This window comes from Paenibacillus sp. SRL342 (genome assembly GCF_984798905.1).
Genome location: NZ_OZ481790.1, coordinates 6351849 through 6370588, shown reverse-complemented (window position 1 = coordinate 6370588; position 18740 = coordinate 6351849). Strand labels below are relative to the sequence as shown.

The 18740-nt window shown below is 47.7% G+C and carries 14 protein-coding genes; 10 read left to right on the top strand and 4 right to left on the bottom strand.

The features are described 5' to 3' along the window. Nucleotides 1-49: 49 nt before the first annotated feature. The gene (locus AC4E8D_RS28040) at nucleotides 50-1378 is read left to right on the top strand and encodes a PDZ domain-containing protein (RefSeq protein WP_221824021.1); all 1329 of its coding nucleotides are present in this window, start codon (nucleotides 50-52) and stop codon (nucleotides 1376-1378) included. 90 nt (nucleotides 1379-1468) lie between these two features. Here AC4E8D_RS28040 and AC4E8D_RS28035 read toward each other — a convergent pair whose 3' ends face one another. Beyond that, entirely contained in the window at nucleotides 1469-2158 is a 690-nt protein-coding gene (locus tag AC4E8D_RS28035; RefSeq protein ID WP_221824023.1) for a response regulator transcription factor, read from the bottom strand. A gap of 21 nt (nucleotides 2159-2179) precedes the next feature. After that, nucleotides 2180-3391: a sensor histidine kinase gene (locus AC4E8D_RS28030; protein WP_221824025.1), complete on the bottom strand. Its 1212-nt coding sequence runs from the start codon at nucleotides 3389-3391 to the stop codon at nucleotides 2180-2182. A 211-nt stretch (nucleotides 3392-3602) separates the two neighbouring features. Between AC4E8D_RS28030 and AC4E8D_RS28025 the strand changes: the two genes are divergently transcribed. The 3 genes from AC4E8D_RS28025 to AC4E8D_RS28015 are packed head-to-tail and all read left to right on the top strand — an operon-like array spanning nucleotide 3603 to nucleotide 6918. Further along, nucleotides 3603-4538, top strand: a complete 936-nt coding sequence (locus AC4E8D_RS28025; RefSeq protein ID WP_036667718.1) for an ABC transporter ATP-binding protein — start codon at nucleotides 3603-3605, stop codon at nucleotides 4536-4538. 12 nt (nucleotides 4539-4550) lie between these two features. Next, nucleotides 4551-5747 (top strand): ABC transporter permease, encoded by a 1197-nt coding sequence (locus AC4E8D_RS28020; RefSeq protein ID WP_221824027.1) that lies wholly within the window; start codon nucleotides 4551-4553, stop codon nucleotides 5745-5747. Continuing rightward, complete coding sequence (locus AC4E8D_RS28015) at nucleotides 5740-6918, top strand: ABC transporter permease (RefSeq protein WP_221824028.1); 1179 nt, start codon at nucleotides 5740-5742, stop codon at nucleotides 6916-6918. Before AC4E8D_RS28020 ends, AC4E8D_RS28015 begins: the two co-directional genes overlap by 8 nt. A 105-nt stretch (nucleotides 6919-7023) precedes the next feature. On the opposite strand, the gene AC4E8D_RS28010 is transcribed toward AC4E8D_RS28015, so the two are convergent. Then, nucleotides 7024-7848 (bottom strand): flagellar motor protein MotB, encoded by an 825-nt coding sequence (locus AC4E8D_RS28010; protein WP_221824030.1) that lies wholly within the window; start codon nucleotides 7846-7848, stop codon nucleotides 7024-7026. Then, entirely contained in the window at nucleotides 7832-8629 is a 798-nt protein-coding gene (locus tag AC4E8D_RS28005; protein ID WP_017692023.1) for a flagellar motor protein, read from the bottom strand. The genes AC4E8D_RS28010 and AC4E8D_RS28005 overlap by 17 nt, the downstream gene beginning before the upstream one ends. Nucleotides 8630-8798: 169 nt before the next feature. Between AC4E8D_RS28005 and uvrB the strand changes: the two genes are divergently transcribed. The 6 genes from uvrB (at nucleotide 8799) to AC4E8D_RS27975 (ending at nucleotide 18467) form a co-directional block, all read left to right on the top strand. After that, the gene (gene uvrB / locus AC4E8D_RS28000; RefSeq protein WP_091013102.1) at nucleotides 8799-10790 is read left to right on the top strand and encodes an excinuclease ABC subunit UvrB; all 1992 of its coding nucleotides are present in this window, start codon (nucleotides 8799-8801) and stop codon (nucleotides 10788-10790) included. A gap of 880 nt (nucleotides 10791-11670) precedes the next feature. Beyond that, a complete protein-coding gene (uvrA, locus tag AC4E8D_RS27995) occupies nucleotides 11671-14529 on the top strand; it encodes an excinuclease ABC subunit UvrA (RefSeq protein ID WP_221824032.1) in 2859 nt (952 codons plus the stop codon). A 339-nt stretch (nucleotides 14530-14868) separates the two neighbouring features. Further along, nucleotides 14869-15081 (top strand): hypothetical protein, encoded by a 213-nt coding sequence (locus AC4E8D_RS27990; protein ID WP_017692026.1) that lies wholly within the window; start codon nucleotides 14869-14871, stop codon nucleotides 15079-15081. Nucleotides 15082-15098: 17 nt separating this feature from the next. Further along, the gene (locus AC4E8D_RS27985; protein ID WP_490205435.1) at nucleotides 15099-15248 is read left to right on the top strand and encodes a hypothetical protein; all 150 of its coding nucleotides are present in this window, start codon (nucleotides 15099-15101) and stop codon (nucleotides 15246-15248) included. Nucleotides 15249-15358: 110 nt separating this feature from the next. Continuing rightward, nucleotides 15359-16528 carry a S1C family serine protease gene (locus tag AC4E8D_RS27980; RefSeq protein ID WP_260632949.1) on the top strand — a complete coding sequence of 390 codons (1170 nt, stop codon included), beginning with the start codon at nucleotides 15359-15361 and terminating at the stop codon, nucleotides 16526-16528. Continuing rightward, nucleotides 16515-18467, top strand: a complete 1953-nt coding sequence (locus AC4E8D_RS27975; RefSeq protein WP_260632950.1) for a stalk domain-containing protein — start codon at nucleotides 16515-16517, stop codon at nucleotides 18465-18467. The genes AC4E8D_RS27980 and AC4E8D_RS27975 overlap by 14 nt, the downstream gene beginning before the upstream one ends. Nucleotides 18468-18740 lie beyond the last annotated feature (273 nt).

Here is an 18740-nt window from a genome sequence, read left to right as displayed (position 1 = left end):
AGCCTTCTTTTTTTCTGAACCGGCTGAAAGAGAGGGGTGACCGACCACAATGGAATGGGTATGGCCGTGGTTAACTACATTAGGGGAAGCTATGTTGCAGTTGTTTATTCAGCCGTTTTATTATATTGCGGTGATCCTGATTGCACTGATCTATCATCGTCAGTTACTACAGGAGCGTAAATTGTTTCATGTCCGTTTGCAAAGCTCGATAACACAGACGATTCGTGCGGTGCTCGGAGGCATACTCATTGGTACCATCGTCTCAATTGTGTCCCTATTCCTCGGTGCACATCTTACACTGGGAAGCCTGATATGCATATGGGCTGCAACATTAATTCTATCCTTGTTCCGTATCCGGTATTTGTGCTTTGCTTATGCGGCTGGGTTACTGGGTGTGCTGCAATTTGGTTTGAATCTGGCTTCAGGCTGGCAACCATCGGGTTGGATGGGCACTATCACGGAAACGCTACGTGCCCTGGATATGCCAGCACTGCTTGTCCTGGCGGCGCTTCTACATATGGGTGAAGCCTTGTTGGTACGCATGCAGGGGGTATCGATGGCATCACCGCTTCTCTTCGAGGGAAAACGCGGGAAACTGGTTGGTGGATATCAACTGCAACAGTTCTGGGCCATTCCTCTACTGATTCTTGTTCCAGTCACAGGAGGTGGCGCAGAGCTGGCATGGAATCCACTGATGAATGCGGGACATAGTTACATGCTGGTTGCATTGCCGATTATGCTCGGATTTGGTGAGATAACGCAGAGTATGCTTCCGGGACAAAAGGTGCAGATCTCATCAAAACGGTTGATGATATATGGGGCAACTTTGCTTGTGTTCAGTTTGCTTGCTGCATGGTGGTCTCCACTCATGGTGGTTGCTGCGCTAATCGCATTTATTGGACATGAATTTCTGGTATGGTACAGCGCGTTTGAAGAGCAAAACCGCAGTCCGGTATTTGTCCATCCGCAGCATGGATTGAAGGTATTGGCTGTTATTCCGGAGAGTCCGGCAGCGGATTTGGGGATTGAAGCAGGAGAGACCTTGTACAAGGTGAATGGTAAGTTGGTTCATTCACCAGAAGAGTTGCATCGTGCTCTGCGGATGAACCCGGCTTTTTGCAAACTTGAGGTACGAAATCATCAGGGAGAAAGCAAGTTCATGCAACGAGCGATCTATGAAGGCGAGCATCATCAGCTTGGGGTCATTATGGCACCGGACAATCACGAGGTTTGGGCGATTCGGTTACGTCCACTGACGTTGTTCCATATCATCAACCTCAAATTATTTGCCCGTCTGAAAAAACCACAAAGGGACGAAGCTCCCTTGGCGTTACCACCAGCCCCTGTGGCCAGTGATAAAGGGTCCGTGGAGATGTAACTAGCATACGTGATGAAGTATGTTGCATAAATCAAGCAATGAAAAAGGTATTTCCGAACGCCGTCGCAGGCAAGGGAAATACCTTTTTTGTTATTGTTTTAACATAAAGATAGCGATTTGAGTCCGATCACGTAAGCTCAGCTTACCCAGAATATCCGTGACATAGTTTTTGACCGTGCCTTCACTGAGGAACAGTTTGGCGGCAATTTCCTTATTGGACAACCCCTCCGATATGGCCTCGGCAACCGCCAGCTCCATACGTGTCAGTCCATAGGTTTCGATTGGATTTTGTGTCAGGGGAATTGCAGCGGGACGAAGAAGGCCTGCCAATTTGCGGGCAATATCCGGATGAATTAACATATCACCGTTATGTACGGTCTTGATGCCTTGAATGATCCGCTCGGGGGGGACGTTTTTGAGCAAATAACCGCTTGCTCCATTCTGTAATGCCTGAATAATATACTCATCGTCGTCAAAAGTAGTTAGCATGAGCACCTGGATTTCAGGAAAACGTGCCTTGATGCGTTTGGTACCTTCAACTCCGTCACATTCCGGCATCCGAATATCCATTAAAACCACGTCCGCAGGCGTTCCTGCTTCAAGCAATTCCAACGCTTCCTGCCCGTTTGAGGCTGTGCCTGTAACACTAATGCCGGAGCCGAGTCCAAGTAGCACTTTCAGGCTTTCGCGAATGAAATAGTCATCGTCAGCGAGAATCAGCCGAATAAGTGGGAGATGGGCTGAATCATTGTTTTGGTTCACATCATTCCGTTCGGACATGAGAACATTCACTTCCTTTTTTCAGAGTATATCCATCTGGTTCGTTAATGGAATGCGTGTAATCACTGTATACGGAAAAGCCGATTGGATCTCCAAGGTTCCTCCCACCATTTGTGTGCGCAGAAGCATGCCTTCCTGTCCTATGCCATTTCGCTTGGAAGAATGCGGATTGATTTTGCCATCATTACTTACGCTCATACAGATTTCCTGATCCCCGAATACCAGCTCTACTGTGATTGAAGAAGCATTTCCGTGTCGCAGGGCATTGGTCAAGGCTTCTTTGGCATTTTTGTATAAAACAATCTGTATGCTGGGATACAGCACATGGGATGGGCCATGAACTTCATAATTTGTCTTCACGCCGGTATCTCTGCCCACTTCCTCTAGGAGACGATCCAGGGCGTAGGCTTTGGATGCATAGGAATTAGGTTGCAGTTTGTGTAATGTGCTGCGCATATCATCCATACTATCAGCCAATTGATCGCGAATCTGTCTCACCATTTCCGTTCCTTGTTCCATATTCAGGGGGAGGGTCAGCAGGGCGGCTTCCGACATCATTTTGGTGCGAATCAGTCGATGCCCGATATCGTCATGAAGCTGTCTGGAGATACGGGTACGTTCCTCTGCCTGAGCCACTCCTTCAAGTTGCTTTGTAAATAACAGCAGCTGCGCACGCGCTTCTTGTAGCTCGTAATGTTTGCTGCGAAGTTCGTCATAGACTTGTTCCAGTTGTCCGCGGCTGTTCGCCGTTCTTGATCCCTGCCAGGACAGAGCCGCTGTGATGAGCAGAAGCAGGTTGCCAAGAACCATCGCAATTGTCTCTGTGGAGAGTAATGTAGTGGCGGTTGTATTTAGTGAGGTTAACCCTGGCTGCGATGCCTGTGGGTCAGAATAATACCAATGCAAAGCCACATTGTTAGCGACAAGCTGAATTGCAAACATCAACCATCTCCGACTTCCCTCCAGTCTGTATATATACACGTAGAGCACGGATAGAGAGAGAAAAAACATAAATGGTCCATATATTGCAATCAGCCAGCAGCCCCAGAGTATTTCGGCCAGAAGCAACAGCCACTGCTGTGTACTTGAACGGTTGAAATCTTTCCACACGGAGAGTCCAAGCGCGATGATGATATACAGGGTGTAGACGGCTTCATTTTCCAAGGGCAGCATCAACAGGTACAGTACTGCTGGAACGATAATTAATCCGTATTGCAGAAGCCGCATCGGCATATGTAAATGACATCCTTTATATAAAAAGTGGAGTAGAAAATCTCTTGGTAATGCGCCCTTGATTATACCATAAGCAGCATTCGAATCAGGAGATGACTTAAGTCACCTTCGATTCATGACTTTCTGTACCTTCGCTACAGATTACGATCCGTTACAATAAAATTATGAAATCCAGCGGCGAAGGCCGAAACGGAAAAGGGGCGTAAAAGGGATGGGCATACTTGAAGTAGATCATGTAGTAAAACGATACGGCAGCAAGCTGTCCGTGGATCATTTGAACCTTAGTGTTGGTAAAGGCGAGATTTTTGGATTGCTTGGTCCCAATGGAGCAGGAAAAAGTACCACCATCAGCATGATTGCAGGGCTCCTGAATATGGATCAGGGTGAAATCAGATTAGATGGTATATCGGTCAAGGAGCGACCGCTAGAAGTAAAGCGCAAGATTGGACTGGTTCCGCAGGATCTGGCGTTATACGAAACCATGTCTGCTGCGGAGAATGTGACCTTTTTTGCCCGACTGTATGGACTGCGTGGAAAATTGCTTAAGGAAAGAGTGCAGGAGTCCCTTGAATTTGTAGGGTTACAAGATAAAGCAAAGGATGCCCCCTCGACATTCTCTGGCGGTATGAAACGCAGGTTAAACATCGCATGTGCGATTACACATCGCCCGGATCTCATTATTATGGATGAACCGACAGTGGGCATTGATCCGCAATCTCGGAATCATATCCTTGAATCGGTACGCACACTTAACAAGATGGGTTCAACGATCATATATACAAGTCATTACATGGAGGAAGTGGCTGCGATTAGTCACCGGGTTGCAATTATGGATCAGGGGCGAATCATTGCCTGTGGCACTGAAGCAGAACTGAGAGAACGGGTAGCATCGGAGGAAAAAGTAGTGCTCTCCACTTCCGGTATCGGTCCCGACGTCGTGGAAGAACTGAAACTTCACCCCCGTGTGCGGATGGTAGACGTTTCAGAGAATACACTGACCATTACGCTGCCTTCGGCACAGCAGGATCTCCAGGATTTGCTCTTCATTTGCAGCAAACATGAAGTATCCATTCAGTCGCTCAAGGTAGAAGAGCCGGATCTGGAAACGTTGTTCCTCAATCTGACCGGGCGTACGCTTCGGGACTAGGGGGAGCAAGAAATGAATATATGGCATATTTGCATCTTTGAATTGAAACGTATTCTTAAGATTCGATCTGTGGTGTTAAACCTGTTTATTTTGCCGTTGTTACTGATTTTTATATTGGGTACGGCACTTTCCAGTACGATGGGTACGGCGGCGGATGTTATTCCGGATACTGTACGTGTGGGAATCATTCATTTGAGTACTGAATCTGGCGGAGGATCAAGTACGCTTAATCAAGCGCTGGATACATTCGTTAAATCCCCGGAAGTGGCTGAGATGATCAAGGTGCAGAACTTTACGACTGAAGAAGAGGCCGTTCATTCGCTGCGTACCGGCAAGCTGGACTTTGCTGTAATGATTCCTTCGGATTTTGAGCAAAACGTGATGATGGGGAAAGAGGCCAGGTTACAGTGGATACGAGGAAAGGACAACACACTTAATACCTTGGGTGAAACTTTGTTCACACGTTTTACGGATGAATGGAATCGACAGATGGCGATTACCAAAGTGCTGGGTCCGGAAGTGACTGCTGCCATGACCTCTGGCTTGGAGTCTAATGGAGCGAACTCGACTTCCATTACTGTCATTAATCCCGGAAAAACAGGTACGTCCTACAGCGCCTCCCAATACTATGCAGCATCCATGCTGGCGATGTTCATGTTGTACTCGGGTATGACAACAAGTACCAGCCTTTTTGGAGAGCGGGATAACCGAACGCTGATCCGCCTTCAGGCTGCGCCGATAGGTAACGGAGTGATCTTTGCCGGGAAAATTGCCGGCAATAGTCTGCTCGCTTTTTTACAGGCAACGACGATCATCCTTATGACATATTGGTTCTACGGCGTAGATTGGGGAACGTATCCTGGGTATATTGTGCTAACTTGTGTTCTCATCACTTTGGCATCTATGACCCTCGGCATTATTGTATCCCTGGTATGCAAAAGCACGGCATCGGCCGGTGCAACCTTACAAGGCATCATTATTGTCATGACATTCATCAGTGGTGGGTTCAGGCCCATTCCGGTTGATTTGGTGCAACGTCTTAGCGAATTTACGGTTAATCACTGGGCGCTCCAAAGTTTTCTGAGAATGATGCTGGATGCACCTGTAGGAGAGATAGTATATAACATACTGATGCTAGGCGTGGTATGCGCTGTTTTACTGGCTATCTCAGGATTGATCTATAGAAAGGCAGGATATCGATATGAATAGTCTGCACATCGCCTGGTTGATGATCAAACGTACACTTGGCCGCAAAATGGGCTTCATTACGTTTCTGCTTCTGCCTTGCCTGGTGGTTACAGGAGCGGTTGCTCTATTTGGAAGCGAGCAGAGTACACGTACTGTTATTCCCTATGTCAATGAGGATGGAGGGGTGGCAGGGACATGGATGATTCATGAACTTGCTGACAAAGAGGAATATCTGCTCAAGCCGATGACAAACGAAGCAGAAGTGAAGGAAGCCATCGCTCAGCAAAAAGGAAGCTCTGGCATCATCATTCCGGCACATTATACGGAGGATCTGTTACAAGGTAAGGCAACCGAAATCCAACTGGTGGAACTGCGTATAAGCGAAGGTTCTTATACACTGCGAGCAGCAGTTGAAGGTTTGACGAGCGGCCTGCAACAATCTGCTTCAGCTGTTACGGTGGCGGCAGGCCGAGTCTCAAGTGAGATGGACGTACTGGAGAGCACACAGAAGCCATTTGAACAGCTTTTACAGGAGATAGGAAAACATCAAGTCGCCGGTGAAGTTACCGATCTGCAGATCTATCCCAAACCAGGCCTGAACAATGTGACTGGATTTACGATTATGTTTATGATGGGGCTGCTGACCAGTGCAGTGGCTGTGATAATGGAAGATCGCAGGAAACGTACGATGGCCAGAGTATATACGGCACCCGTCCGTGCATATGAGATTGCGCTTGGCAATTTCCTGGGTAGCTTTGTCATTGGCATGATTCAGATTGTGATGGTTCTAGGAGTCAGCAGATGGCTGCTGCATTATGATGCCGGTATTCCTTTTGGCATTCATTTCGTTATCTTGGCCGCATTCATGCTGGTCTCCATGGGGATTGCAAGTACCGTGGCAGGATTAATCCGTAATCCCAAAAATGCGAATATGCTGAATTCACTTGTTATTATGCCAACCTGCATGATAGGTGGTTGTTTCTGGCCGATCTCGTTGATGCCGGATTATATGCAGAAGCTCGCTAACTTTGTTCCACAGAAATGGGCGATTCAGGCGGTGGAGACGATCTCTGCTGGCGGTACATTGTCGGATATTACAATGCCGTTATTGATTTTGTTTGGCATGGCTGCCATTTTGCTGACTGTAGGCTCTGCGATTCTACGCCCTAGCCAGCCAGGAGTAGAGGCATAAATAAGGTTTATACGACATAAAAGAAAGCACGCTCTGCTGAATTGAATTCAGTTAGAGCGTGCTTTCTTTGCATGAGTAATGTTGCATTATGTGAGATATGGATGATTAAGGCTGGAGCTGACGCAGGACCGTTATTTCAACCCGACGGTTCTTTTGTCTTCCGGCGGCTGTGGTGTTGTCACCCGTTGGGCGAGTATCCGCATATCCGGCATACTGGAAGCTGTCCGGGTTAAGCTTCTCTGTATCCAGAAAGAATCGCAATACAGACAGTGCACGTTCTCCTGAAAGCTGCCAGTTATCGGTATAGGCGGAGTTTGCTCCCACAGGAATGTTATCGGTGTGACCCTCAATGCTGACAACGGTATTTAGATCACGGAACAGGCTGGCAAGTTTACTGAGCGTTGGTGCTGCACCATCCTTTAGAGCGGCCTGTCCCTGATCAAACAGGAAGCGGTCACTAAGTGTAATGGATAGGCCCTGTGGCTTGTCCGCAACAAAAATCTGATTTTCCAGTTTATTATCCTCAATATATTGGGTAATCACATTGAACAGATTTTGCAATTCCTGCTCCTGTGACCTGAACTGTTCTTCCCGTTCTGTGAGGGGTTTGTTGTCATCATCTGGTGTTGCAGTTTCTTCACCTTCTGAAGGGTCTTCACCCTGCACCTCGGATGGCGGAGTCTCTGTAATCGTCTGTCCGGGCTTCTCACCGAGTCCCTCACCAAGCTCAAGGATAGAGTCGGACGCATTGAATGTATTTTGTAACGATTGAGTAACGACGTCATATTTACCTGAATCCAGATTGCTCATGGCATACATGATGACAAAAAAGATCAAAAGCAGAGTTATGAGATCGGCATAAGTAATCATCCAGCGATCCCGATGATCGATAGTTTCACGTTTTCCGCGCCGTTTACTGCGCCGACTCATCCAATCCCTCCTTTGCTAGGGGGCGTATATGCTGACGATGCGTGAGGGTGAAGGACTCCAGTCTTTTGCGTACAAGCTGGGGATTTTCACCGTTCTGAATGGCAAGTACACCTTCGAGAAGCATTTCCATGGTCTGCACTTCATCGGCACCTCTGGATTTGATCTTGGAGGCAATGGGCAAAAAGATAAGATTGGCACTGGCGACCCCATACAGGGTTGCGGTAAAGGCAACAGCAATGGCAGGTCCGAGTCCTGTGGGATCGGTCAAACTGCCAAGTACCTGAATAAGTCCCATCACGGTTCCGATGATCCCCATGGTTGGAGCATACCCACCAGCGGATTCAAATATTTTGGCATAACCCTCATGTTTTTGTTCAATTGAGTCAATCTCCATCTCCAGGATCTGGCGAACCACATCCTGATCGGTACCATCAACAACCATCTGAATACCGTCTTGCAAAAATGGATGCGGATGATCCATAACTTTGCGTTCCAATGCAAGCACACCTGAGCGGCGTGCGATTGAAGACATTTCGACCAACTCTTCAACCCATATTCCGGATTCATTATTGTTACGTCCAAAAGCCATACGCAGGGCAGCTGGAATCGTACGAAGGCGATGCGCCGGAAAACTGGCAACCACAGCAGCAATCGTTCCACCGAATACAATTAAAGCAGCCGTTTTTTGCAGGAGACCGGACAATTGGCCACCTTCCCACAAAAAACCGCTAATGACTGCGGCAATTCCGGCAATAATACCGATAAGTGTCGCAATATCCATAAATTAACCCACTCCTATCTTCATTTCACGTTTGCATCACTAAAACGAACGAGGTATAATTAAACGGGAACAAATATTCCTATTACTATAAGTTTTCCCATATGAAAATTCGGGGAACTTCGACAATATATAGTGACTATTATTTTAGACGATAGGGTGAGATACGGCAATGAGCGATATTATAATGAGCGACAAAACGTTCGAAATCGAGTCAGAGTTTTCTCCCCAAGGTGATCAGCCTGCAGCCATTAAAGAATTGGTGAAGGGTGTTCAGGAGGGGAAGAGGTACCAGACACTGCTGGGTGCAACGGGTACGGGTAAGACGTTTACGATAGCCCAGACGATAGCCCAACTGCAACGTCCGACGCTGATTATTGCACACAACAAAACATTGGCAGCGCAGCTTGCAAGTGAGTTCAAAGATTTTTTTCCTAACAACATGGTTGAGTATTTTGTCAGTTATTACGATTATTTTCAGCCAGAAGCATATATCCCGTCCTCCGATACGTATATCGAGAAGGATTCAAGTATTAATGAAGAGATCGACAAACTTCGTCACGCAGCGACCAGTTCGTTGTTTGAGCGCAGGGATGTCATCATTGTAGCGAGTGTATCCTGTATTTATGGTTTGGGCTCACCGCACTCGTATTCAAGCATGTTGCTGTCACTCCGGGTAGGCATGGAGAAACCGCGCAATCAGATTTTGTCCCGTCTGGTAGAGATTCAGTATCAACGGAATGATATTAACTTTGTGCGGGGTACGTTCCGTGTTCGTGGGGATGTTGTTGAGATTTTCCCTGCCTCCAAGGGCGAACATGCAATTCGGGTTGAATTGTTTGGTGATGAGATCGAGAAAATTACGGAGATTGATGTGTTAACCGGAGAACTGATTGGCGAACGTGAACATATTGCCATCTTCCCGGCGTCTCACTTCGTAACGCAAGAAGAGACGATGAAGGTTGCGTTGGTGAACATTGAGCGTGAACTGGAGGAGCGTCTTGAAGTGTTGCGTGAACAGGGGAAACTGCTGGAGGCTCAGCGACTGGAGCAGCGCACACGGTATGATATCGAGATGATGAAGGAAGTTGGATTCTGTTCGGGGATTGAGAACTATTCCGGTCCGCTGACTTTCCGAGAACGCGGCGATACCCCATACACATTGATGGATTACTTCCCGGATGACATGTTGATTGTGGTTGATGAGTCTCACGTGACTCTGCCGCAGATCCGTGCGATGTACAATGGTGACCAGGCGCGGAAGACAGTATTGGTTGAACATGGTTTCCGTCTGCCGTCAGCATTGGATAATCGTCCACTCAAATTCGAAGAGTTCGAAGGCAAGATGGATCAGATTATTTATGTATCAGCAACACCAGGCCCGTATGAGATTGAGCACACCGATACGATGGTGCAACAGATTATCCGTCCAACCGGACTGCTCGATCCAATCATTGAACTGCGTCCAACGAAGGGACAGATCGATGACTTGATTGGTGAGATTAACGACCGGATTGCCAAAGACGAGCGTGTGTTGATTACAACATTAACGAAGAAGATGTCCGAGGACCTGACGGATTATCTGAAGGAAGTTGGAATCAAGGTTCGTTATCTGCACTCCGAGATTAAAACATTGGAACGGATGGCGATTTTACGTGATTTAAGGTTGGGCGTGTTCCATGTCCTGATCGGAATCAACTTGCTCCGGGAAGGTCTTGATCTGCCCGAAGTTTCCCTCGTCGCTATATTGGATGCTGATAAGGAAGGATTCCTGCGTTCCGAACGCTCACTGATCCAAACGATTGGTCGTGCAGCACGGAACAGCGAGGGTCGCGTTATTCTATACGGTGACAAAGTGACAGATTCGATGGATAAAGCGATAAAGGAAACAGAGCGTCGTCGTGCAATCCAGATCGAGTACAACGAGAAACATGGAATTACACCACAGACAATTCGAAAAAAAGTGCGTGATGTGATTGAGGCAACCAAAGTTGCCGAATCCAAGAAAGACTATCTCACAGGCGCAGCCGAGAAGATGTCGAAGAAAGATCGCCAAGCGCTTATTCAGCGCCTAGAGGTAGAGATGAAAGATGCAGCCAAAAACCTGCAGTTTGAGCGTGCTGCCGAGCTTCGCGATGCGTTGCTGGAACTTCGCGCTGAATAAGATACAGCTCATTCATATGCTCAGGTAAAGATGGATCTGTAACAAGAGAACGGCCAATTGGCCGTTCTCTTGTTGAGTAAGGAAATCATTGATATCTACCGATAATTAGAGATGTTGAAATCTTGAAATCAGGTCTATACTGATAGAAATGTTGAAATTGGTTAAAAGGTTTATAGGAAAGCAATTGGGAGTCGTGTTCCCCTGAGAGCCGAGAGCGTCCCGCTCTTGACCTTGGAGCCGAGCCGAAGGCAATGGCGACCTGTCGCGATCAAGGCGAAGCCGGGAGCGTCCCGCTCTTGACCTAGGAGCCGAGCCGAAGGCAATGGCGACCTGTCGCGAACGTGGCGAAGCCGAGAGAGTCTCGGTGTTGACCTAGGAGCCGAGCCGAAGGCAATGGCGACTTGTCGCGAACGTGGCGAAGCCGAGAGCGCCCCAGTGTTGACCTCGGAGCCGAGCCGAAGGCAATGGCGACCTTGCCGCGACCAAGGCGAAGCCGAGAGCGCACCGGTGTTGACCTTGGAGCCGAGCCGAAGGCAATGGCGACCTGTCGCGAACGTGGCGAAGCCGAGAGCGTTCCGGTGTTGACCTTGGAGCCGAGCCGAAGGCAATGGCGACCATGCCGCGACCAAGGCAAAGCTGAGAGCGCCACCTCGCAGTAGAGCGGCCGTATAAGGTTCCGGCAATGAGCCGGAACCTTATACGGAGCCGCGGGCATACGACCACCCTTCACATAGCAAGACCCGACCCCTCACCGTTGCACCGCTTGTTTCGGGTGTCCAGAGGGCTGCGCCCTCTGGGGCCCTCCCTTGGAAGGGAGGGTTTGGGAGGGATCGAAAAGCCTTTAAAGGTTTGGATTAACACACTGAGAGGATGAATACTATTGGCGAGCGATAACATTGTCATTAAAGGCGCACGAGCGCATAACCTGAAAAATATCGACATTACCATCCCGCGTGACCGCTTTGTTGTATTGACCGGCCTGAGTGGCTCAGGCAAGTCCTCGCTGGCTTTTGACACGATCTATGCCGAAGGACAGCGGCGTTATGTAGAATCATTGTCAGCTTACGCACGGCAGTTTCTGGGACAGATGGAGAAACCGGATGTGGATTCCATCGAAGGATTATCTCCTGCCATTTCAATAGATCAGAAAACAACAAGCCGTAACCCACGTTCCACGGTTGGAACTGTGACCGAAATCTATGATTATCTGCGCCTGTTATTTGCACGTGTGGGACATCCGCATTGTCCGGACCATGGTGTGGAGATCAGCTCCCAAACTGTAGAACAAATGGTTGACCGTATTATGCAATACCCAGAGCGTACCCGGCTACAAATATTGGCACCCATTATCTCGGGCCGTAAGGGTGAGCACAAAAGTGTATTTGCCGATGTGTCCAAGCAGGGCTTTGTCCGTGTGCGGGTGAACGGGGAACTTCGTGACCTGTCAGAAGATATTCAATTGGAGAAAAACAAAAAGCATACGATTGAAGTCGTTGTTGACCGGATCGTTGTTAAAGATGATGTACAGGCGCGTCTGGCCGACTCTATTGAAACAGCACTTAATTTGTCTGGAGGACAACTCCTGGTGGACATTATGGGCGAAGAAGAGCTGCGCTTCAGTTCCAACTTTGCCTGCCCGGTGTGTGGATTCAGTATTGAAGAGCTTGCACCACGGATGTTCTCATTTAACAGTCCCTTCGGGGCTTGCCCGGATTGTGATGGGTTAGGTGTCAAAATGATCGTTGACCCTGATCTGCTGGTACCAGATCGGACTAAGACCATCGAAGATGGAGCTTTTGATGCTTGGACAGGTGGTACATCTACCTATTATCCGCAGTTCCTGAAGTCAGTATGTGAGCACTTCAACATTCCGCAAAATGTACCTGTCGAAGATCTGCCAGCTGAGCAGATGAACAAGTTGTTGCAGGGTACAGGTACGGAGAAAATTCGTTTCCGTTATGAGAATGATTTTGGACAACGCAAGGAAGCACTGGTTACCTTTGAAGGTATTGTGAATAACTTAGAGCGTAGATATCGTGATACAGCATCGGAAGGAATCCGTGAATTTATTGAGGGTTACATGAGTGCGAAGCCTTGTGGTACATGTAAAGGTCAGCGTCTGAAACGCGAGAGTCTTGCGGTTACGATCAATGATCACAACATGGCCTATGTGACTAGTTTGTCCATTGGTGAAGCTGGCCGATTCTTCGATTCTTTGGAATTGACGGAGAAGGAGCAGACGATTGCCAAACTGATTTTGAAAGAAATCAACAGCCGTCTCGGCTTCCTGGTGAATGTTGGTCTGGATTACCTTACACTGAGTCGTGCTGCCGGAACATTGTCCGGTGGGGAAGCCCAACGGATCAGACTGGCTACACAGATCGGTTCCAGCCTGATGGGTGTGCTGTATATTCTCGATGAGCCAAGTATTGGCTTGCATCAACGGGATAATGACCGTCTGATCTCAACACTTGCGCATATGCGAGACATTGGTAACACGTTGATCGTGGTTGAACATGATGAGGATACGATGATGGCTGCCGATTATATTATTGATATTGGCCCAGGTGCAGGTATCCACGGTGGTACCATCATGTCACAGGGTACACCGGAGGAGATCATGAACGATGAGAACTCCTTAACCGGTCAATATCTGAGTGGACGCAAGTTCATTCCGATTCGTACAGAACGTAGAAGTGTAGGAGACCGTTGGTTGGAAGTACGTGGAGCCAAAGAAAATAACCTGAAGAATCTGAACGTGAAGATTCCAGTGGGCGTATTTACTGCGGTAACGGGTGTGTCTGGCTCAGGTAAATCCACATTGATCAATGAGATCCTCTACAAAACGCTGGCACGTGATCTGAACCGTGCTCGGGTACGTCCGGGTCAGCATAAAGAGATTCGTGGTCTGGAGCATATCGATAAAGTTATCGATATTGACCAGTCGCCAATCGGGCGGACACCACGTTCCAACCCGGCTACGTATACAGGTGTCTTTGATGATATCCGGGATCTGTTTGCTCAGACGAACGAAGCCAAGGTACGTGGATACAAGAAAGGCCGGTTCAGCTTTAATATCAAAGGTGGACGGTGTGAAGCCTGCCGTGGAGACGGCATTATCAAGATTGAGATGCACTTCTTGCCAGACGTTTATGTTCCTTGTGAAGTCTGCAAAGGCAAACGATACAATCGGGAAACGCTTGAAGTGAAATATAAAAACAGAAATATTTCCGATGTACTGGAAATGACGGTTGAAGATGCAACCCAATTCTTCGAGAACATTCCGAAGATCCATCGCAAAATGCAGACACTGATGGATGTGGGTCTGGGTTATATCAATCTGGGGCAACCTGCAACCACATTGTCTGGTGGTGAAGCCCAGCGTGTGAAGCTTGCTTCCGAGCTGTATCGTCGCAGTACGGGGAAAACCATCTACATCCTCGATGAGCCGACTACGGGTTTGCATGTCGATGATATCGACCGTTTGCTGAACGTATTACACCGTCTGGTTGATTCCGGGGAATCGGTGCTAGTGATCGAGCATAACCTGGATGTGATCAAAACGGCAGACTATGTTGTTGATCTGGGTCCAGAAGGCGGTAGCGGTGGAGGAACCATTGTTGCAACTGGAACACCTGAGGATATCGTTAAAGTGGAAGCTTCTTATACCGGCAAGTACTTGAAGCCAGTTCTTGAGCGGGATACCGAGCGGAGTAAGGCGCTGCAATTGGTGGACTAAGGTTCTCTACCCAGTAGTTATATCAATATGAAGTAGCAGTAATGGCCCTTCTTTTCGAAAAGGTAAAGACGTTGGATTACGATCTGATGTGCTCTCCTTCCGAGAAAAAAGGGCTTTTCATTTTGAGTTAGGAACAGTGTTTCCTATGGATTAGGGTTATTTCGTGAAAGTGTTTACATATGCATTATGACGAGCATTACAGGAATATTCGGCCAAATTGGCTTTTTTTCATTTTTATGGATGATAGGGCTTGCATTACAAGCAGGGTACAGATAACATAGAGGAAGATATTAGGGTATGCGTTAGCTGTTCAACTATGGTAAGGAGGTCTGTCTATCCATGCTGTTTGCAGAAGCTGCCACGGCGAGTACATCGAATTTTAATGCATTTGATATTTTTGTCATCTTATTTACGATCCTGATTTTCATCGGAGTTGTTCGGCTTCTTCGGGCACCGAAGAAGAATCTGTTTGCAATCGGATTTGCAGTAGTCAGCCTACTGGTATTTCTGATGACAGACTATGCGATGATAACAGGTTGGTTTGCTCAGTAGGAATGCCACTGAAGTGAATGGAATTTAAGCCAAAAGAGTATGAAGGAACACTTTCCACGGGAGACATGGAGGGTGTTTTTTTTCGTTTATATCGAGCGATTGAACAAGATTATACCTTCTCTACTAAAATAGGACTTAAAACAATTGTATATCCAGATTCTGTATGATACATTGAGGGATACCGGAATTGCAGATGAGAGAAAAAGAGAATAGATTCAGCGATGAATCCGATGTCGAGTCGCGCAAGAAGGATGTATAGAGAGGGTCAGGTGAGAATATGAGCGTGTTGGGTAAAAAGGGGATAGCCATACTGATGGCTGCTGTACTCTCGATTAGTGTAGCGGCAACGGCCGGTGCAGCTGAATCCAAAGCGGCGATGCAAGCTAAAGTGGTAGACGGTCAAGTCTATGTGAACACCAAGGATCTGCTCAAGGCAGTTGGTGGAAGTGGACAATATGATGCCAAATCCGGAACGTACACGTACAAGGGAAGTGAAGCCATTCCCAAAGTGATCGAAAAGGTATCTCCTTCGGTCGTAGGCATTATTGGGAAATCTACCGAAGTGCAGGACGGTGCAACATCAGACGACCGTTATAATCTTGCACATGGTACAGGTGTCATTATCCGGTCGAACGGATGGATTGTAACGAATGCTCACGTGGTCGACGGATTAATGAACCCTGTGGTCGTAACAACGGATGGCAATACATACAAAATTACGAAAACATACAGTGATGCACTCAGTGATCTGGCGCTAATCAAAATCAATGCCAAATCACTCAAACCGGCGAGCTTTGCCAAAGCCTCACAAACGACTGTTGGAGAAACGGTGATCGCCTTGGGTACGCCTATTTCCTTTTCTTTGCGCAACTCGGCAACGGTAGGGGTAATTAGCGGCTTGAATCGTGGTGTTGAGGCGACCTACCGGTTGATTCAGACCGACACGGCCATTAACCCAGGAAATAGCGGAGGACCGCTGGTCAACCTGAAGGGTGAAGTGGTTGGTATCAATTCCATGAAATTTTCTGCGGTCGGCGTAGAGAGCTTGGGATTTTCGATTCCGGTGGATACTGTTCAATATATCATTGATCAGTTTTTTAAATATGGCAAAATAAAACGTGCAAGTCTGGGACTACAGCTGGAAGAAAGTTGGTCTGCGATTGTGGGCCTGCCTACAGATGATCCCTTAACGATTACGGGCGTACTGTCTACTGAAGCCAAGAAAGCCAAAATCAAAGAGGGCGATGTCCTTTACAGTGTCGCGGGCATACGTGTCTCTTCAGTAGTGGATATCAATGAGTTGCTCAAAAAGTATCTGCCTGGACAAAAGGTAAAGCTGTTGATGCAATCGGATGGCGATATCGTCACCCGCACGTTGGTGCTTGCTGATCGCGCAGACATCGTAGACGAGGAAGATGAAGCGTTCCTTGCAGATGAAGAACAATAAAGCCCGGCGATCAGCCCGGATGGAGAGAGGACGAAAGAACGGAATGAAAAAGTCATGGATACGTGTGCTAAGCACAGGTGTATTAACCGGGATGCTGACCATTGGCGCGGCATTGCCTGTATGGGCATCTGATCTGACGACAAGTGAACTACGAGTCAAAGCGGGGAGCACGAGCGCCTACATTAACGGCGATAAGCAGGCCATAGCCAAACCTTACAAGTTCAAGGGTGTTACGATGGTGCCTGTTGGTGTGTTCAAGAAAGCATTTGGCAGTGAAATCCGGTTAGAGAAAAATGATGTTGTCAAAATCAAGGAAGGTCCACACACGGTCACCCTAACGATTGGCAGTTCCATTGCCTGGGTGGATGGTGTAAAACATGAGATGGGTGCCGCTCCCAAGATGGTGAATGGCGTACTTATGGTCCCACTTCGTCCGGTTGCTGCCGGTATCGGAGCGACGCTAGCTCCAACCAGCTCCGGAGAAATGGTCATTCGTCTGTTGCAAACCGATGATTCGGTGGATGACGAGGATGGCATTCATCCGGACGAAGGCAAAACCAGAATTGGCAACAGTTTTTACGGTTGGTCCATTAACTACCCGGCAGACCTTATGGTTTTCCAGACCGGTGAGCAGGAGCGAATGATGACTTTTGGCGCTGCGGACAACAGTTATTATCTTGAAGTGTATGTCAGCGATCAGGATGTGGCTCTGGATGCGGATGATTTGTTGCAGCAACTTGTCCAAGAGGCCAAACAATCGGGAGATACGGTGCTGGATCGTGAAGCGGTGTCGAAAGGCAAAACGCCTTATGCACGGATTATTGTGAAAGATGTAGACGGCATGTTATGGGAGATGCGTCAGTATATGAGCGAAGGTCGTCAATATGATGTGTACCTCGCGGATTACGAAGCCTTGAATTATAAAGATCTGGGTAAACGTGCAGCGCTGCTCAATTCATTCCAGCCAACCTATGCGGAATCGGATCGAACGATCAAGGATCTGTCCACCGTAGATAATGGTATGCGCTCCGCGTGGAACGATGACTATGGTATTGAATTGAAGATTCCTGCCGGCTGGTCGATGGATAACAATCAGATGATCTACGAAGCCAAGGATGGTGCGTATCTGCAATGGCGTGTCACATCTGCGAAGGCAGGTACAACGGTAAAAGATTGGAGTGGTCAACTGGATAAGTGGATGCGGGAGACCTTTACACCAGAGAGTTACGAGCCAATTGGCTCATATACGATGGATATCTCAGGAGAGACTGCCGAGGTAAATGAATTCCGTTATAACTTTGGCGGGGGCTGGCAGACCGAGTTTGATGTTCTTTTGCAGAAGAATGGGTATCGATATTATGCAGAGTATACGTTCCCTGAGGAGCAAAGTGCAGATCGGGCATGGTTTGAACGGATTATGAAGAGTGTTGAGATTGATTTTGATACGGTTGCCGATAATTTTGGTCAGCTGGATGAAGATCCTTATTTGACAGACAAAACGAAGACACTTACACGTACGTCCAAACGTTATAAATACAGTGTAGATATTCCGCGTTACTGGACACCGTATAGTGACCGATTCGAATATTCACCTGTGGTGTACACCTTTACGGGCGGAGAATTCTCCATTGCGGCTAGCGAAGATAAGTCAATCGAGATGACGGTCAGCCAATTGAGAGAAGCTTATGCCGAAGCCACCAAAACCCGTAAGAACTTCAAGTTGCTTGGCAGTGAGGAGCTGACGTTTGCGGGTGTGCCTGCATTTTCCTTTACGTATCATGAACTGGACAAAGGCGTGCCATATGCGGGTCGCCAGATCGTGTTTGAAAAGGACGGAACAACCTATACGATCACAAGTGGGCTGAATGATGCCAACAAAACAGAAGTTCAGGCGGCAGCCTTGGAAAAAGCAGTGAACTCATTTACATTTATTAAATAATTGTAGTGGAGCCGGAGGGTCAAAAGACCTTCCGGTTTTTTTCGTTGTACTGGAAATGAAAATGGTAACGGTTTTTTCAGGAAACCGTAGAAGAGTCGGTGCAGAAGTGTTACAATATACTAGTTCAGGAGTTATGACTGCTGATCCGATGAATATGAATGACTGTAAGCTTGGAGTTCAGGCAATACAGACATAATAGATAGATATTGTAATACCGTGACAATGCAGGTGTACCCGATAAGGTGCAGTCTTAGGCTTGGTATGTTCAGGCGT

What these genes read in the sequence shown, in the direction of transcription:
- AC4E8D_RS28010 (WP_221824030.1), bottom strand. Translation starts at nt 7,848, where the DNA reads ATGAGTCGGCGCAGTAAACGGCGCGGAAAACGTGAAACTATCGATCAT.
- AC4E8D_RS28030 (WP_221824025.1), bottom strand. Translation starts at nt 3,391, where the DNA reads ATGCCGATGCGGCTTCTGCAATACGGATTAATTATCGTTCCAGCAGTA.
- AC4E8D_RS27985 (WP_490205435.1), top strand. Translation starts at nt 15,099, where the DNA reads ATGGAATTTAAGCCAAAAGAGTATGAAGGAACACTTTCCACGGGAGAC.
- AC4E8D_RS28015 (WP_221824028.1), top strand. Translation starts at nt 5,740, where the DNA reads ATGAATAGTCTGCACATCGCCTGGTTGATGATCAAACGTACACTTGGC.
- AC4E8D_RS27990 (WP_017692026.1), top strand. Translation starts at nt 14,869, where the DNA reads ATGCTGTTTGCAGAAGCTGCCACGGCGAGTACATCGAATTTTAATGCA.
- AC4E8D_RS27975 (WP_260632950.1), top strand. Translation starts at nt 16,515, where the DNA reads ATGAAGAACAATAAAGCCCGGCGATCAGCCCGGATGGAGAGAGGACGA.
- AC4E8D_RS28005 (WP_017692023.1), bottom strand. Translation starts at nt 8,629, where the DNA reads ATGGATATTGCGACACTTATCGGTATTATTGCCGGAATTGCCGCAGTC.
- uvrB (WP_091013102.1), top strand. Translation starts at nt 8,799, where the DNA reads ATGAGCGATATTATAATGAGCGACAAAACGTTCGAAATCGAGTCAGAG.
- AC4E8D_RS28020 (WP_221824027.1), top strand. Translation starts at nt 4,551, where the DNA reads ATGAATATATGGCATATTTGCATCTTTGAATTGAAACGTATTCTTAAG.
- AC4E8D_RS27980 (WP_260632949.1), top strand. Translation starts at nt 15,359, where the DNA reads ATGAGCGTGTTGGGTAAAAAGGGGATAGCCATACTGATGGCTGCTGTA.
- AC4E8D_RS28035 (WP_221824023.1), bottom strand. Translation starts at nt 2,158, where the DNA reads ATGTCCGAACGGAATGATGTGAACCAAAACAATGATTCAGCCCATCTC.
- AC4E8D_RS28025 (WP_036667718.1), top strand. Translation starts at nt 3,603, where the DNA reads ATGGGCATACTTGAAGTAGATCATGTAGTAAAACGATACGGCAGCAAG.
- AC4E8D_RS28040 (WP_221824021.1), top strand. Translation starts at nt 50, where the DNA reads ATGGAATGGGTATGGCCGTGGTTAACTACATTAGGGGAAGCTATGTTG.